Origin of the sequence: Anaerococcus degeneri, assembly GCF_017874475.1 — a bacterium.
In the GTDB taxonomy this organism is placed as follows: Bacteria; Bacillota; Clostridia; order Tissierellales; family Peptoniphilaceae; genus Anaerococcus; species Anaerococcus degeneri.
Genome location: NZ_JAGGLO010000003.1, coordinates 126,007 through 142,474, shown reverse-complemented (window position 1 = coordinate 142,474; position 16,468 = coordinate 126,007). Strand labels below are relative to the sequence as shown.

The 16,468-nt window shown below is 37.3% G+C and carries 15 protein-coding genes and 1 other annotated feature; of the genes, 11 read left to right on the top strand and 4 right to left on the bottom strand.

The window, feature by feature from the left end:
* The first annotated feature begins 190 nt into the window (after positions 1-190).
* From J2Z38_RS04955 to pepT, 11 genes are all read left to right on the top strand, one after another.
* Complete coding sequence (locus tag J2Z38_RS04955; protein ID WP_209773091.1) at positions 191-418, top strand: hypothetical protein; 228 nt, start codon at positions 191-193, stop codon at positions 416-418.
* Entirely contained in the window at positions 402-884 is a 483-nt protein-coding gene (locus J2Z38_RS04950; protein ID WP_209773088.1) for a glutathione peroxidase, read from the top strand. Before J2Z38_RS04955 ends, J2Z38_RS04950 begins: the two co-directional genes overlap by 17 nt.
* A complete protein-coding gene (locus J2Z38_RS04945; RefSeq protein ID WP_209773083.1) occupies positions 877-1,368 on the top strand; it encodes a hypothetical protein in 492 nt (163 codons plus the stop codon). Before J2Z38_RS04950 ends, J2Z38_RS04945 begins: the two co-directional genes overlap by 8 nt.
* 243 nt (positions 1,369-1,611) lie before the next feature.
* Positions 1,612-4,731 (top strand): isoleucine--tRNA ligase, encoded by a 3,120-nt coding sequence (gene ileS / locus J2Z38_RS04940; RefSeq protein ID WP_209773080.1) that lies wholly within the window; start codon positions 1,612-1,614, stop codon positions 4,729-4,731.
* Positions 4,732-4,802: 71 nt separating this feature from the next.
* Positions 4,803-5,252, top strand: coding sequence for an 8-oxo-dGTP diphosphatase (locus J2Z38_RS04935; protein WP_209773072.1), 450 nt, complete (start codon positions 4,803-4,805; stop codon positions 5,250-5,252).
* Between the two features lie 175 nt (positions 5,253-5,427).
* Positions 5,428-6,459, top strand: coding sequence for a lipid II:glycine glycyltransferase FemX (locus tag J2Z38_RS04930; protein ID WP_209773069.1), 1,032 nt, complete (start codon positions 5,428-5,430; stop codon positions 6,457-6,459).
* The gene (locus J2Z38_RS04925; RefSeq protein ID WP_209773067.1) at positions 6,440-7,144 is read left to right on the top strand and encodes an ABC transporter ATP-binding protein; all 705 of its coding nucleotides are present in this window, start codon (positions 6,440-6,442) and stop codon (positions 7,142-7,144) included. Before J2Z38_RS04930 ends, J2Z38_RS04925 begins: the two co-directional genes overlap by 20 nt.
* Positions 7,145-8,122 (top strand): COG1361 S-layer family protein, encoded by a 978-nt coding sequence (locus J2Z38_RS04920; protein WP_209773065.1) that lies wholly within the window; start codon positions 7,145-7,147, stop codon positions 8,120-8,122.
* A complete protein-coding gene (locus tag J2Z38_RS04915; protein WP_209773063.1) occupies positions 8,112-9,488 on the top strand; it encodes an ABC transporter permease in 1,377 nt (458 codons plus the stop codon). Before J2Z38_RS04920 ends, J2Z38_RS04915 begins: the two co-directional genes overlap by 11 nt.
* A complete protein-coding gene (locus J2Z38_RS04910) occupies positions 9,488-10,720 on the top strand; it encodes a hypothetical protein (protein WP_209773061.1) in 1,233 nt (410 codons plus the stop codon). The genes J2Z38_RS04915 and J2Z38_RS04910 overlap by 1 nt, the downstream gene beginning before the upstream one ends.
* Positions 10,721-10,793: 73 nt before the next feature.
* Positions 10,794-12,032 (top strand): peptidase T, encoded by a 1,239-nt coding sequence (gene pepT / locus J2Z38_RS04905; RefSeq protein ID WP_209773059.1) that lies wholly within the window; start codon positions 10,794-10,796, stop codon positions 12,030-12,032.
* Between the two features lie 27 nt (positions 12,033-12,059).
* On the opposite strand, the gene murJ is transcribed toward pepT, so the two are convergent.
* From murJ to J2Z38_RS04885, 4 genes are read right to left on the bottom strand one after another with little or no spacing between them, the layout of a single operon-like run.
* Positions 12,060-13,565 carry a murein biosynthesis integral membrane protein MurJ gene (gene murJ, locus J2Z38_RS04900; RefSeq protein WP_209773056.1) on the bottom strand — a complete coding sequence of 502 codons (1,506 nt, stop codon included), beginning with the start codon at positions 13,563-13,565 and terminating at the stop codon, positions 12,060-12,062.
* Complete coding sequence (locus J2Z38_RS04895) at positions 13,558-13,716, bottom strand: hypothetical protein (protein ID WP_209773054.1); 159 nt, start codon at positions 13,714-13,716, stop codon at positions 13,558-13,560. Before J2Z38_RS04895 ends, murJ begins: the two co-directional genes overlap by 8 nt.
* A complete protein-coding gene (locus J2Z38_RS04890) occupies positions 13,716-14,450 on the bottom strand; it encodes an amino acid ABC transporter ATP-binding protein (RefSeq protein ID WP_233463487.1) in 735 nt (244 codons plus the stop codon). The genes J2Z38_RS04895 and J2Z38_RS04890 overlap by 1 nt, the downstream gene beginning before the upstream one ends.
* Positions 14,428-16,002 (bottom strand): ABC transporter substrate-binding protein/permease, encoded by a 1,575-nt coding sequence (locus J2Z38_RS04885; RefSeq protein WP_209773052.1) that lies wholly within the window; start codon positions 16,000-16,002, stop codon positions 14,428-14,430. Before J2Z38_RS04885 ends, J2Z38_RS04890 begins: the two co-directional genes overlap by 23 nt.
* A gap of 64 nt (positions 16,003-16,066) precedes the next feature.
* Positions 16,067-16,293 (bottom strand) — a binding site (T-box leader).
* Between the last annotated feature and the right edge of the window lie 175 nt (positions 16,294-16,468).

Here is a 16,468-nt window from a genome sequence, read left to right as displayed (position 1 = left end):
AGAAACATCCTTGTATGGATGTTTCGCAGCGGTGTACGAAAAATAAAAATATCAAACCTTGAAAAATAATTTGAAAGAAGGATTGGGTAAAAGTAGCGAAGCGATTTGCAATTCATACCCAGCCTTGTTTTGAAAAATCAGGCTGGCTTTGTATGAGCGAGAAACATCCTTGTATGGATGTTTCGCAGCGGTGCCTGGAAAAGAAAACACTCGAGCTTTGAAAAATAATTTGGAAGAAAAGAGGGTCGTAATTAGTGAATCAATGGCCGATATTTTATTCAATATCCTAATAAAATTGACCTTTGCCCAGGCAAGGGTCTTTTTTATCGAGAACTTTGGCAAGATACCTGATTTTAAGCAAAAAAACCGTACAATAATAGAAGAAAGACTGAGGAGAAATTATGACAACAATTTATGATTTTACAGTTAAAAATGATAAAGGCGAGGATGTAAGCCTAGAAAAATATAAGGGCAAGGTCCTTTTGATAGTAAATACTGCGACCAAGTGCGGTTTTACCAAGCAATATGACGGCTTGGAAGAACTTTATAAAAAATATAAGGATAGGGGTTTTGAAATCCTAGATTTTCCTTGCAACCAATTTGCAGGTCAAGCTCCAGGTACAATAGAAGAGATTAATAATTTCTGTGCCCTAAATTTTGGTACAAGTTTTGATCGATTTGATAAGATCGATGTTAATGGAGAAAACGAAGCACCACTTTATACCTATCTTAAAGATCAAATTTCCGGCAAATTATCTAAGAATATCAGGTGGAATTTTACCAAGTTTTTGATAGGAAAAAACGGAGTCCCAGTTAAAAGATACGATTCTATGAAAAAACCTGCTAATATTGCAAAAGACATAGAGGAGCTTTTAAATGCTTAGGGATAAGTTTGTAGACCTAGCCTATGAATCCTTGAGGTATTATCTAGAAACTGGCAAATACCTTGATAAGTACGACGAAGAATTCAAAAGTAACCACAACGGAGTTTTAGTTCAAATAACCAAGGGCGATAGACTTGAAAGATCAGGTTCAATTTATCCAACCAGGGCCAATATTGCCTTAGATATTATCTATGAAGTTGTAAATCTAGGTGTATTTGACAATGCCTTTGCCCTTAAATTATCAGATTTAGATGATATTTATATCCAGGTTTTGGAAATAAATAAGGTAGAGCAAATCGAAAATATCGAAGATTTTGGGGTCTATTCAGGCCTCCTACTTTCCTATGCCAACAATCCTGGTATGGTTTTTAGGGAAGACTACGAGACAGATTATCAAATGTTTGAAGATGCAAAAGATCTCGCTAATGTGGACGATTTTGATATTTTCACTTTAGAAAAGTTTAAGATTATAAGACATATTTGACAAAAATCGGGTAAAATAGTACATTAGAGGAAGAATATTGACTATATAAAGAAGAGTAATTTATAAAAAACTTTCAGAGAGGCATGGTTGGTGAGAATGCTAGGGGCTTTATAAATGAAAATCACTTTATTGTTTGACAGGTGAAAAATATTAGCCTATCAGGAATGCCAAGCCTTAAGAGCAAACTAGGAAATAAGTGGACCGTCTGTATGGATGGTCCTTTTTTATTAGGAAGGAAAAATTATGTGCGATTTGAAATTTGAAGAAGTAATTTCCAAAGATGTAAAGGCAAGAGAAGCCAAATTAAAAGACTATTGGAATGAAATTGACCTTTTAGAGGAAACCTTTAAGACACGTGAAAATGCAGATGAATACGTAATCTATGACGGACCTCCAACTGCCAACGGCAAGCCAGGTATCCACCACGTTATAGCAAGGACCCTAAAGGATATGACCAGCCGTTATAAAAATATGAAGGGCTATAAGGTTCTTAAAAAAGCTGGTTGGGACACCCACGGACTCCCAGTAGAAATCGAAGTTGAAAAGCAACTAGGCTTCCATGACAAAAATGATATAGAACAATACGGTATAGAAAAATTCAACCACCTATGTAAGGAGTCAGTTTGGAAATATTCTGATATGTGGAGAGACATGTCAGATAGGATGGCTTTCCTTTATGATATGGACCACCCATATGTTACTATGGATAATAATTACATAGAAACTGAGTGGTGGCTATTAGACCAAGCCTTCAAAAAGGGCTATATCTACGAAGGTGCCAAGGTTATGCCATATTGTCCAAGATGTGGTACTGGTCTTGCCAGCCACGAAGTTGCCCAAGGTTATGAATTTGAAAAGACAATCACCCTTACAGTTAGGTTTAAAAAGAAAGATTCTGACAATGAATATTTCCTAGCATGGACCACAACTCCATGGACCTTGCCATCAAACCTTGCCCTTGCTGTAAATCCAGAACTTGACTATGTAAAAGTGTTTGACAAAGAAGATGAGTCCTATTATTACATGGCAAAATCTTTGATGGCGAAACTCATGGATAAGAGAGACTATGATCTTATCGAGGAAATGAAGGGTGCTGACCTAGAACTATTGGAATATGAGCAATTGATGCCATATGTAAAGACCCAACCAGGAAAGGCCTTTAAGGTTATTCTTGCTGATTATGTTTCTGCGGAAGATGGTACAGGTATAGTTCATATCGCTCCTGCCTTTGGTGAGGACGACTACCAAGCTTGTAGAAAATACGACCTAGACTTTATCCAACCAGTTGACCTTGAAGGTAGGTTTACAGAAACACCATGGAAGGGTGAATTTGTTTTCGACACTAACGAAGCAATCTGGAGACATTTACAAGAAGAAGGCAAGGTTTTTGCCAAAGAAACCATGGAACACAACTATCCACACTGCTGGAGATGCCATACACCACTAATTTATTACGCAAGACCATCTTGGTATATAGAAATGTCTAAATTCTCAGGAAATATGGTAGAAAATAACCAAACAGTATCTTGGTTCCCACAAACTATCGGGGATAAGAGGTTTGGAAACTGGCTAGAAAATGTCAAAGACTGGGCAATTTCAAGATCTAGGTATTGGGGAACACCTCTAAATATCTGGAGATGTGAATGCGGCCACACAGATACAATTGCAAGCCGAGCTGAACTTAAAGAACGTGCAATCGAAGATATTTCAGAAGATATAGAACTCCACAGACCATATGTAGACAATGTCCACATCAAGTGTGACAAGTGCGGGGGCACTATGACCAGGGTTCCAGATGTATTAGACGTTTGGTTTGACTCAGGCGCCATGCCTTTTGCCCAACTTCACTACCCATTTGAAAACAAAGAACTTTTTGAAGAAGGATATTTCCCAGCAGACTTTATCTGCGAAGGAATTGATCAAACTAGGGGTTGGTTCTACTCATTGATGGCGATTTCAACTATAACCATGGGCAGGGCTCCATATAAAAATGTCCTTGTAAACGACCTAGTTGTTGATAAAAACGGCCAAAAAATGTCAAAATCTAGAGGTAATACCCTAGACCCATTCGAACTTTTCGACAAGTATGGGGCAGATGCTGTGAGATTTTATTCTCTCTACGTATCTCCAGCTTGGATGCAAACAAAGTTTGACGAAAAAGGCCTAGTTGAAGTTAAAAACAACTTCTTTAGGACCTTTGAAAACGTCTATAACTTCTTTAGCCTCTATGCAGGCACAGATGACCTAACCTTAGCTGATATCAAGTCTTTTGATGGAGTAAAAGTAGATGGGATTGATCGTTGGTTATACTCAAGACTAAATTCCCTAATCAAGTCATACTACGAAGAAATGGAACAATTTGAATACAACAAGGTAGTTCATGAAATTTCTGACTTTGTTGTAGAAGATTTATCAAATTGGTATATCAGACGTAATAGAAAGAGATTTTGGTCACAAGAATTAACTGATTCTAAGAAATCTGTTTACAAAACAACTTACGATGTCCTTGTAGCTTTAACTAAGCTAATTGCACCAATTACACCATTTTTAGCTGAGGAAATTTTCCAAAAATTAACTGGAGAGAAAACTGTTCACACAGAACTTTTACCTCAAGTAAATGAAAGCCTAATTGATACAAAATTAGAAGCTGATATGGACCTTGTAAGAAAGATAGTAAATCTTGGCCGTGCTTCAAGAGAAAAGGAAGCAATCAAGGTACGCCAACCACTTTCAAAGATAATCGTTGACGGTTCTTACAAAGATAGGCTTGAAAAGCTTCTTCCACTAATAAAAGAAGAACTAAATGTCAAGGAAGTTGACTTTGAAGACGACCTATCAGACTTTATGGATTATTTCCTAAAACCAGACTTTAGAGTTGTAGGTAGGATTTTCCAATCAAAGGTAAATGACTTTGCAAAATACCTTGGACAAACTGATGCCAAGTCTTTCATCAACCAGGTAAATGAGGGACCTGTTAAGGTAGAAATCGGCGGGGAAGAATTTGAAGTTACCAAGGACTACCTAGATATAAGAATTACTGCCAAGGAAGGCTTTGATGTTGAAATTGACGGCAATGTCTTTGTAATCCTCGATACAGAAATCACCGAGGACCTAAAAGACGAAGGTTATGCTAGAGAATTTATCTCAAAAATCCAAAACCTAAGAAAGGATTCTGGCTTTGAGGTAACCGATAGGATAAATATTTCCTACGAAGCTGGTGATGACCTTGCTAAATCTTTAGATAAGTTTGCAGAAGAAATCAAAAAAGAAACCCTTGCCGATAAGTTAGAAAAAACAAACTTGGATGTAAATCCAATCGAACTTAACGATAAGGAAATCAAAATTAGTCTAGAAAGACTATAGATAAAAGGAAGTAAGGCTCGCAAGGACTTGCGGGCTTTTTTCTTTGCCATATAATTTTCTTAGGAGATAATATGAAAATTGTTTTAATGAATATGGTAAAAATTTATAATAAAAAAACTGGTCAAGTCTTAGTTTTAGATAAGGTTAAGAAATATGGCTGGGAAGGGCTCACCTTTCCTGGTGGCAAGGTAGAAATCGGCGAATCTTTTGAAGATTCCGTCATAAGAGAGGCCAAGGAAGAAACAAATCTTGATATAAAAAACCCAAAACTTATTGGTATCATCACCTGGATTTCAGATGAGGGAAAAGACGTTGGTCTGATCTATGAAACTAGCGATTTTGAGGGAAATTTGGTAGAAAAAAATAGGGAAGGCAGGCTTTTTTGGATGGACTATGAAGAATTTAAAAACACAAATCCAAAGTCAATGTCCATGGACCATATACTAAAAATCTATGAAGGAGAATACAAGGAAGTATTTTGGGATTTTAGAGATGGTAAGGAAAAAATATCTTATTTTTAAATTTGACTTGGCTTATCCAGGTCTTTTTTTCTTTCAAAACAAAAAAATTAAGGCGAATTTAACAAGTGTCAGGATATAATTAAACGAGAACTATTGTCAGTAAGAAGATCCTATGATAAAATAGTATTAAGTGTTAGACTGTAGACCAAACATTTAAAACGAGAATGGAAGACAAATGATATTAGATAAAGAAAATAAAATTTTAGTAGAAAAATATAATAACTTTGTGAAAAATTCCCCCTATGGCCACTTCCAACAGGATATGAGGTGGGCTGATCTTAAAAGCAATTGGGAAAGTGTCTATTTTTATATAGAAGAAGCTGGCGAGATAAAAGCCGCCTTGTCTGTTATCTATATAAAAGATCAAAAAGTAGGCAAAAACTTCTTCTATGGGCCAAGAGGTCCAGTTTGCGACCCTAAAAATCTCGAAGATTTCATCAAATTAATAGAAGAAGCAAGTGATTTTGCCAGGGAAAATGATGGATTTTTGCTAAGGATAGACCCATACTTGCCTTATGATGCTGACATGGAAAAATCATTTAATAATGCAGGTCTTATTTTTAGACGAGATAAGAAAAGGTCTAGCCAACCCTTGCTTAATATGGTCCTTGATATAAATGGCAGGAGCGAGGAAGAAATCCTATCAAGCTTTAGTAAAAATACTAGAAAACATCTTAGAAAATCTTATAGAGATGGGATTTTTACAAAATCTTTAGATGAAGAAGGTATTGATATACTCTATGAAGAAATAGAAAAAACAGCCATTAGGGCAAATATTGGTTACAGACCTTATGGGTATTTTAAAAAATTATACGAATTATTTAAAGACCAAATAAGACTTTCAGTATGCTATTACCAAGATATGCCTGTTTGCTCATCCCTTCTGCTTTGCTACGGAAATAGGGCGACATCCCTTTATGGTGGGTCAAATGATGAGTACAAGACAATGGGTCAAAATTACCAGCTTAATTTTGAAGAGATCAAATATTGTATAGAAAATAATATAAGATATTACGATATGGGCGGAATTTTTGAAACAGACGGCTCAGACGGACTTTATAATTTCAAGAAAAAATTCACTGAAGATAATGTTCTTGAAACTGTGGGAGAACTAGATGTAGTCATTGACCAAGACCAATATGACCTTTATATGAAAAATCTAAACCCACATTACAAGAGAGAAGAAAATGAGTCTAATAGAAGTTAGAAATTTAAAAAAATATTATAAGCTAGGAGGGACTGTAATTAAGGCCTTGGATGGGATAAATATCGACATCAACAAGGGCGAATTTATAGCCCTTCTTGGCACATCTGGATCTGGCAAATCGACCCTTTTAAATATGCTGGCTGGCCTTGAAAGACCGACCAAGGGGACAATTTCTTATGGAAATATAGATTTAACAAAGCTTAGCGAAGCTCAAATTACCAAATTTAGGAACCTAAATATTGGTTTTGTTTTTCAGTCTTATAACCTTTTGCCTTATCTGTCTGCCTGGGAAAATGTGGCCTTGCCACTAACCTTTAAGGGAGTTCCTGCAAGTGAGAGAAAAAAAGAAGCGGAGAAAATCCTAGAAGCAGTTGGACTTTCCCACAGGATGAATAATAAGCCAAACGAATTATCAGGTGGTCAGCAGCAAAGAGTCTCAATAGCCAGAGCCTTTGTTGGCAGACCTTCTATAATTTTTGCAGATGAGCCAACAGGAAACCTTGATACAAAGACATCCTTTGAAATCATGCAATTAATAAAAGATATAATTACAGAAAATGACCAGACCTTCATAATGGTAACCCACGATGAAGAAATGACAGAATTTGCCGACAGGACCCTCTTTATGAGAGATGGCAAACTTGATAAGGTCCACGAAAAACTAAGTATAGACGAGGTATTATAGATGAACGAAAACGAAAACAACCAAGTGGAAGCGTCAACAAACGTTAAAAACCAACCAAAGATAATGGTCTCCTACTACCAGCTAAACCCACAAATAGCCCAGGCTGGCAAGAACTTTGACCTTTCATTCGGTCTTTATAATACAAACTCAAAAAACGCAATCTATAATCTAAAGGCTACTATCGAGCAAAACCTCGGAGCCCAACCACAAAATTCAGGTGGTAATAATGCTATGGTTTCAGACGGGTCGGTTTTTTCTCCAGTTAACCAATCAAATTCTTTTTATGTGGCAGCTTTATATCCTTGGAATACAGCCAACAAACACATCACCATGAATGTTTTGCCAAATGCAGTTGCAGGTAATTACGTAATCAATCTTTCAATCGAATACGAAGACGCAGATGGCAACCAATACAAAACTACAGAAGCCATAGGCATCCCTGTTGTCCAAAGGGCGGGAGTGACTATGAGTGAAGTAAAAACTGACGAGCTAATGGTTGGAAACCCAACTGAAATGTCGATAAATATTTACAATACTGGCAAGGATAATCTAAATACCTTCATGTGCGATGTAATCGGCAAGGGAATTAAAATCGAAAATGACAGGAAATTTATAGGTAATTTCAACACCGGCACCCAAGAGACTTTCTCTTTTACAGCCACACCGACAAGGACTGGCGAAATTGAGGGCCAAATTATGGTATCTTATGAAGATTCTACAGGCAAGGTCCACACCCAAACCAAGGACTTTAAGAAAGAAGTCATGGAAGGCATGCCAGAAGATATGGGAGCTGACATGAATGGAGAAATGACAGGAGAAATGGGAACAGAAGACCCTAATATGGGTGGGGGTTCAGTTCTTACATCACCTTTTGTTTGGGTTGGATTGATTGTAATCCTAATCCTTGCAGCGATTCTTTACAAAAAGAAAAAAGCGAAAAAAGAAGACGAGGAGTTGTTGATAGACGATGAAGATTAGTGACAGGATCTTAATGGCCCTAAGAAACCTATCTCGTAGAAAATCAAGGACTATTTTGACAGTTCTTTCAGTAGTAATCGGCGCCACATCAATCATACTCATGCTCGCCTTTGCCACAGGAATATCAAACTCCCAAAAGGAAATGATTGAATCCTTTGGCGGCTTAACATCAATTACAATTGTAGGCGATAATCCTGCGGCAAATATGGACGTTAAGGATACAGACATAAACAAGCTCAAAAAAGTCAAGGGAGTAAGGGCGGTTGTCCCTTCAAAGGAATTTTGGGGCGAGGTGATGGTCGATAAGGGTGACGATTATGTCCTAAATACTTCTTTTGAAGTAGTACCGGATGATGTTTTCAAGCTCTTAACAAGCGATATGTTTGAATGGGGCAAGGGGCTTTCGCCATCAGATAAGGATGGAATTGTCCTTGGACAAAATGCAAATGTGCAAAAAATCAAAAGGATGCCTGACGGTGGCTGGACTTCAATGCCAATGGAGGGAGATTTTGACTATGGTAGCCACGATTATTATTTGCGTCTAGGATATAAGGATGAATCCGATGATGGGGTTCATTTTGGCAATGAAAATGAAAATAAGGATCAAGAAAATAAGCCGACATTTGTTGATGTCAAAATAAAACCGGTTGGTAAGCTCAATTCTAAGGCCATACTCAAGGGCTGGTCGTCTTATGCTAATGAGACTTTCTATAAAAATCTCAAAAAAGAAGATAGTAAACTCCAATCGCCTCAACTAGATATGTCCTATGATGAAAAAGGCCAACCAATAGTGGCGAAATCAGACAAAATCAAGTATGACAATCTTAGGGTAATAGTCGATGATGTAAATAATCTAGAAAGAATCGAAAATGACATCAAAAAACTCGGCTACAACACTCAATCAGAAGTAGGATCTGCCGAAAATATCAAAAAGCAAACCATGCAAGTGACCCTAATCCTTGGAGGCATCGGATCTGTGGCCTTTATCGTATCCGCCATTGGTATAATAAATACAATGCTTATGTCAATTTATGAAAGACAAAAGGAAATTGGTGTGATGAAGGTAATCGGAGCCTCTATCAATGATATTAGGGGAATGTTTCTAATAGAATCTGGCTTTATTGGATTTTTTGGAGGTGTGATAGGCCTAATTATATCTCTAGTTGTAGGGAAAGTATTAAATGGATTTTTGGACGGAGGAATGATATTTGATGTAGGCGGACAAGGTGGAAATATGATTGCCATTAGCCCACTTTTAGCTATAGTGGGAGTTGGATTTTCATCCCTAGTTGGGGTTTTAGCTGGCTATATCCCAGCCAGACGTGCAACCAAACTATCAGCCATAGAAGCTTTAAGGAGTAACTAATGAAAAAAACTATTATATTAACCCTCTTGGCACTAAGCCTTGTGGCTTGTGATGAGAAAGATTTAGATGACCCAAGGGTGAAAGATGCCTTAAACCAAAAAGAAGTTTCTGAAAATATTGAGGAAGAACCAGAAGAAGAAACCCAAACAGACGAAAATCGTGCCCAAAATGAAGAAGACCAAGACATAAATAGGACCTATCCGGACGATAAAATCAAGAAAGAAGTAATTCCTGTAGAATCTTCAAATAAAAAAGAAGACTCAAAAGAAGAAAAATCAGACGAAAAACAACCTAAAAAAGATAAAAAATCCAAGAAAAAAGACCAAAAGAAGGCCGATAAAGAAGATAAAAAAGCCCTCACAGCAGATGATTATTTCTTCTCCTACTATTCTTTAGTAACAGTAAAAGATGGAGAAGTTAAAAATGTTTTAACTGACCTAGAAGATTATGGCGAAGACTACTTTATGGACTATGTTCCATTTTCAAACAATATTTTTGTTGCAGGCTCAGTAATAGACCAGAAATTTTCTATAAATAAAATCAACGGCCAAGACCTAACACTTATGTATGACTTTAAGGAAGGTGAGACTTTCTATCCATTAGCCATGATAGATGATAAAATTTATGGCAGGTACCAGTATTACGAAAACTATGATATGAAGAAAAATAGTAATTTCATACCAGAAAAATCCGGCATTGGTCTAGTAGATCTTAAAACTGGAAAGCTAGAAGTTTTCAAGGCAACCCATACAAAAGGAAATGAAAGTTTGCTAGGCCAGGGAATAAGCGATAAGGAAATTTTATTTACAAAAATGGAAGATGATCAAAAGAGTAACCTCTACAAACTTGACCTAGAAAAGGGCTATGACCAAAAAGCAGAACTTGTAGAAGAAAACACTAAGGCAAATTTCTTCTTGTCATCCAAACACTTTGAAGATGGCAAAGCCATATATGAAATATTTAAATCAAATGACGATGAAATTGAAATAAAAGACAAGAAATACACTATTAATGATGAAAAAAGGATGACCCTAATTGGACAAAATCTAATAATCCAAGAGCCAGTCAAATTCGACAACGCTGATTACCTATTCAAGATGGATATAATAAATTATCTGACAGGAGAGGTTGTGGAAAAAGACCTAGAATCCTACGGATTTAGGGTTTATAAGGGTAAACTATATTATATAGACTACGACAAAAAAGTTCAGAGCCTAGATATTGGCCTATAGAAAATCAAAATAAAAAAGGCAAAAATCACAGCTTGGCTGTGGTTTTTTGCATATTACTTAAATCGAGGAAATTATGGAAGAAAAAATTATTAAAGAAAAACTAGTGGAATATTTTTTGAAATATCTTGGTATTCCTAGCCAGTCTGATGATAAAAATAAGGAAGTGCCTTCGTCTATTGGACAGTTAGAATTAGGCAAGGTCCTTGGTTTGGATCTAAAAGAATTGGGATTAGTAGATATATCTATCAATGATTTTGGGGTCGTTCAAGCAAGGCTTCCTAGGAGGGGAGAGGGTCAAAAATCTCTTGGTTGGGTTGCCCATCTTGATACTGTGGATGTTGGTTTGTCTGATAAGATTCATCCGCAAATCATAAAATCCTATGACGGTTCTGACATAAGACTAAATGAGGATGTGTTTTTTTCTACAAAGGAGAATCCAGAAGTCCTAGCCTATATTGGCGATGACATAATTTTTACAGATGGTACATCAGTACTTGGGGCTGATAATAAGGCGGCTATTGCAAATATTATGACTACTCTCTGGTATCTTAAGGAAAATCCCGATATTGACCACGCAGAGATCCACATTGCCTTTGTCCCTGATGAGGAAATTGGCCTTAGAGGATCTAGGAAGATTGATTTTGACAAGTTTAAGGTAGATTATGCCTACACCATAGATTGTTGCGAACTTGGAGAACTCATTTACGAAACCTTTAACGCTGCAAGCGGGACTTTGAAAATAAAGGGAGTTCCAGCCCATCCAATGAGTGCCAAGGGTAATTTAGTAAATCCAATAATGATTGCCCACGATTTTATTTCCATGCTTGACAGGGCGAAAATGCCAGAAAATACAGAAAATAGGGAGGGCTATGTTTGGGTGACCGATATTCATTCAGATGTTTTGAATTTAAGCCTTGATTTTAATATAAGAAACCACGATAGGGAGAAATTTGAGGCAAGTAAGGCTTATTTATATAAAATAACCGACCTCTTAAAGGAAAGATACAAAAAAGCAGACATAGAAATCCAAATCGAAGACGTTTACGATAATATAGCCGATTCTATGAATGATGAAAATAAAGTTGCGGTAGAGAGATTGAAAGAAATTTTTGACCAGCTTGAAATCGAGCCTAAAATAATCCCGATGCGAGGAGGTACCGACGGGTCCTACCTATCTAAGGTTGGAATCTTCACACCAAACTACTTCACCGGCGCCCACAACTTCCACTCCAACAAAGAATTTTTGCCTATAGATAGGTTTTACAAGTCATTTTTGGTGACCTTGGAGTTGATGAAGGATAAGAAATTATAAGAAGAAGCCCCACTTCGGGGCTTTTTCCTATCTGAATTTTTTGATTTTCTTTGTAAATTTCTCTTTTATCTCATCAAGGCCGTCCACTTTTAGGGCCAAGATGATGGCTAGATATACTAGTGAGGCAAGGAGGATTGTGACTAAGAGCCAGAGGTTTGATGGTCTTAGTTTGTAGGTATAGTAAGCTACAAATCCTAGGACCACACCTCCTAATCCTATTTTGCCAATATTTTTAATTATATAGGCATTATCGAGTTTGCCAAAGTGTTTGACATACATAAAGCTTGCGAGTCCTACTAGGACAAACTGGCTTAGGGTTGTCGCTAGGGCAAGTCCCACTAGGCCGTATTTTCTACTTAGGGCAAAGTCCAAAAAGACGTTTACAGATAGCTGGATAAAGGAGATTATGGTAGGTATTTTGGTATTTTGCACAGAGAAAAATGACAAGTACAAAAGGTCCGCAACCGCAGGTCCTATAAGATAAATTGTATAATAGAAAAGCACATCGGCAGTTCTTACCATATCTTCATAGCCAAAGGCTCCACGCATGTAGACAAAGGAAATGATTGGTCTTGATAAAACCATGAGGCCCACAAGGGATGGTATAAATAAAATCATAATCTTGACCATGGTCTTTGAGGTGATGTGTTTTACCTCGTCGAAATTGCCTTCTGCAGCGAGCTTTCCAATTATAGGATAGGCTGTGATTTGAAATGGCACTATGAAGGTCGATGATACAATTCTTAAAATCTTTAGCGAATAGTTTATAACTGACACACCCCCGTCATTTGCAACGATTGAGGCAAAGGACTGGTCAACTATGGTTGAAATATAAACTGCTGCCATAGAAAAAATAGTAGGAATTGATAATTTAATCAAGGTTCTGATGTCTTCATCAATTTTTGCCTTGGCCCTTTTTCTCTTAAAACCACTCTCCTTAATTTTTTTTGGAAATACTGCAAACTGGACAAAATAGGCTAGGAAAATTCCTGCTGCCATGATGTAAATATTGCCCTTTGAAACCGCCACTGTGATTCCTAAAATTATATTTAGGATAAGGAGGGGTAGGGCTGGGGTTATGAAATCACCCTTGATTTGTAGGTAGGATGAAAAGATAGCCGCATAAATATTTGGATACATGGTTAAAATCACCGCCCTCATAAAAAGCGAAGCGATTTTTAGTTTTTCTCCATCATAGCCGATAGCAAACATCTTTACTATATAAGGCGCAAAGACTAGGCCTATGATCATGATGGTGGTGCACAAAAATAGGGAAAAATTTAAGAGTTTATTGGTAAATTCATCTCCAGCCTCCTCGCCCTTTTCCTTACTTATCTTTGAAAAGCTTGGAATATAGGTCTTTGATAGGGCATAGGTGATGACTGAAAAAATCAAGGTCGCTGCTGTTGTCGATGTGTTAAAGGCATCTGTGATGGCACTTGTCCCATAAAAGTAGGAAAAAACCATCTCCCTAAAAAAGGAAAAGAGCTTGCCAATAAGGTTTAGAACCATGAGTACGAGGGTATTATTCATCACTAACTCCAATCACTAGAAGGTCTTTTTTACTCCCACTAAAAAGTAGATAAGCAGAGAAAATCCCTGGCTTATCTACCCTAATATTTGATCTTATATTTTTTTTCTTGCCACCAAATAGGTGGACTTTATTTTTAAAATTTATTATCATTAGTTGTTTAAGAATCTCTTTAAAAATTCTTGTGTCCTTTCATGTTTAGGGTTTTCAAACATTTCTTTAGCAGAACTGCTTTCTAGGATTATACCCTTATCCATGAAAAGTACCCTGTCTGAGACATCTCTTGCAAAGTCCATCTCGTGGGTTACTACAACCATGGTCATACCAGATTTGGCAAGCTTGGTCATAACTTCAAGCACTTCTCCAACTGTCTCTGGGTCAAGGGCGGATGTTGGTTCGTCGAATAAAAGGACATCTGGGTCCATGCAAAGGGCACGGGCTATGGCGACCCTTTGTTGTTGGCCACCAGAAATCTGGCTTGGTTTAGCATTTACGTATTGGGCCATGCCTACAGATTCGAGATATTTTATGGCTGTGGCCTTGGCTTCTTCCTTAGATTTGCCGAGGACTTTTTCTTGGCCAACCATACAATTTTCTAGGATATTCTTGTTGGCAAAGAGGTTAAAGTTTTGGAAAACCATGCCCACCTTGGACCTATATTTTCTCCTGTCAAAGGAATGGTCTAGGATATTTTCGCCCTCATAGATAATTTCTCCACTTGTTGGCTCTTCTAAGAGGTTTAGGCAGCGAAGAAGGGTGGACTTACCAGAACCTGATGAGCCTATGATTGTGACTACTTCGCCCTTTTCAACTTCCATATTTATATCCTTTAAGACTAGGTTATCGCCGAATTTTTTTTCTAAATTATTTACCTTGAGTATTGACATTTATTGCTCCTGTTGATGATTCTAATATAAAGTCCCTATCGTTAAACCTTCTTTCAAGTAGGAGTAGGATCCTAGTAATGGTGAAGGTGAGGACTAGGTAAATCACTGCTGTGATTAGGTAGGTTGGGAAATATTGGTAGGTTGATCCTGCAACAGACTTAGACATGAAGAATAATTCTGTAACAGAGATTACGTTAAGAACTGATGTATCCTTGATATTAATTACAAATTCATTTCCAAGAGATGGAAGGATGGTCCTAATTGTTTGTGGGAGGATGATACCAGTCATTGCCTGCCAGTTTGTAAGACCAATGGCCTTGCAAGCCTCAAACTGTCCGCTATCTACCGCATTGATACCACCACGGACTACTTCTGATAGGTAGGCTCCAGTGTTGATTGATACGATTAAAATCGCCGCAAACATGGTTGATAGGTCGATGTCGAAATATTGTTTTAGGCCGTAGAAGATGATCACGGATTGAACCATCATTGGTGTACCCCTAAAGACTTCGACATAGACTGATAGCAAGACATTTACAAGTCTATGGAAGTAATATCCAACAGGATTTGTCCTTTTGTTTACATCTATTCTTCTAATAATAGCAACAAGTAGGCCGATTATAAAACCTAGGATGGTTGATAAAATCGCAATGAAAAGTGTATTTACAACACCCTTTAAGAATAGGGAAGAATACTTGCCCCAGATTTCCTTAACTTCTGTAATGAAGGTCTTTGGTGCTTCGTCCTTGGTAGTGATTTCTACCATTTCAGTCATTATCTCATCTTGGACCTTGTCAATATCAAGGTCTTTTAGGTAATTGTTGATTTCCTCTGTCAATGGTGAGCCCTTTACAAGACCAACCGCTATTGTTGTATCAGAATCTGAAGTTTTAAAGTTATTTTCGTCGTCAAATTTGATATAGGTGAGGTTTGGATTTGAAGAAATAGCTGATTCTGCTCCGGCTTCTTCTGAAACATAACCATCGATGGTTCCGGCGTTTGTAGCGGCAATCATAGTTGGGAATGAATCCATTGGTTCTTGCTTGATAACTCCCGCCATTTGGTCGACCATGTCAGCGTGGAAGGTGCCTAGCTGGCCAGTTATCTTTGCTCCATCAAAATCGTTGATTGACTTTGCGTTTATATATTTTGAATCTTTTGGTACAACCATAACCATCTTTGCCCTGTAATATGGAAGGGAAAAGTCGATTTGCTGGCGTCTTTCGTCTGTAGGGCTCATACCTGCAAGGATGGCATCAATCTTGCCACTGGTTAGGGCAGGGATAAGTCCGTCCCATTCGATTTTGTAGATTTCTAGTTTTTTGCCAAGTTTATCTGCAATATTTTTTGCAAATCTCACATCGTAACCATTTGCAAATTCGCCTGGTGAATTGGCTACAGGATAGCCTCCGTTTGAATCATCTGTTTCTGAGAAGTTGTAAGGAGCGTAGTTAACCTCCATACCAACCCTAAGTACGTCTTCGCTTGCATAAGAATTTCCAATTGGAAATAAGAAAATAATTGCAAGTAAGAAATTAACAAGTCTTTTCATAATATTCCTTTCATAAATTTATTTGATTGTAGATTTAAAAAAGCCCTTACTATCCATACTGGATAATAAGGGCGAAAATCGCGTTACCACCTTAATTTATGTATTTTTCACAAAATACACCTCTAAAAGTACAATCATACTCCTTTGCTATAACGTGCAAAACTCGTTCTCGGATCAATTCCCCGAGAAGACTCCAAGCCTTTATTCGCTAAAGTCTTTGATATCCCCTCACACCAGCCGGGACTCTCTTGAATCAGTCTCTTTAGTTACTCTTCTTATCTTCGTCGTTAGGATAAGTTTACACCTCAATTAAATTCTTGTCAAGCTATTTTGGTAAATTATTAAAAATAATGAAATTTTATGATTTTGCCAAGGACGAAAACTCCAAAGCTTACAAAAATTTTAATGGAAATTTAAGGTAAATATCATATAATTAAGAGAGCATAGTTATTATGCTTTCTGTCTT

Coding starts and splice junctions, on each gene's coding strand:
- J2Z38_RS04950 (WP_209773088.1), top strand. CDS start 402: ATGACAACAATTTATGATTTTACAGTTAAAAATGATAAAGGCGAGGAT.
- J2Z38_RS04945 (WP_209773083.1), top strand. CDS start 877: ATGCTTAGGGATAAGTTTGTAGACCTAGCCTATGAATCCTTGAGGTAT.
- ileS (WP_209773080.1), top strand. CDS start 1,612: ATGTGCGATTTGAAATTTGAAGAAGTAATTTCCAAAGATGTAAAGGCA.
- J2Z38_RS04935 (WP_209773072.1), top strand. CDS start 4,803: ATGAAAATTGTTTTAATGAATATGGTAAAAATTTATAATAAAAAAACT.
- J2Z38_RS04930 (WP_209773069.1), top strand. CDS start 5,428: ATGATATTAGATAAAGAAAATAAAATTTTAGTAGAAAAATATAATAAC.
- J2Z38_RS04925 (WP_209773067.1), top strand. CDS start 6,440: ATGAGTCTAATAGAAGTTAGAAATTTAAAAAAATATTATAAGCTAGGA.
- J2Z38_RS04920 (WP_209773065.1), top strand. CDS start 7,145: ATGAACGAAAACGAAAACAACCAAGTGGAAGCGTCAACAAACGTTAAA.
- J2Z38_RS04915 (WP_209773063.1), top strand. CDS start 8,112: ATGAAGATTAGTGACAGGATCTTAATGGCCCTAAGAAACCTATCTCGT.
- J2Z38_RS04910 (WP_209773061.1), top strand. CDS start 9,488: ATGAAAAAAACTATTATATTAACCCTCTTGGCACTAAGCCTTGTGGCT.
- pepT (WP_209773059.1), top strand. CDS start 10,794: ATGGAAGAAAAAATTATTAAAGAAAAACTAGTGGAATATTTTTTGAAA.
- murJ (WP_209773056.1), bottom strand. CDS start 13,565: ATGAATAATACCCTCGTACTCATGGTTCTAAACCTTATTGGCAAGCTC.
- J2Z38_RS04895 (WP_209773054.1), bottom strand. CDS start 13,716: ATGATAATAAATTTTAAAAATAAAGTCCACCTATTTGGTGGCAAGAAA.
- J2Z38_RS04890 (WP_233463487.1), bottom strand. CDS start 14,450: ATGTCAATACTCAAGGTAAATAATTTAGAAAAAAAATTCGGCGATAAC.
- J2Z38_RS04885 (WP_209773052.1), bottom strand. CDS start 16,002: ATGAAAAGACTTGTTAATTTCTTACTTGCAATTATTTTCTTATTTCCA.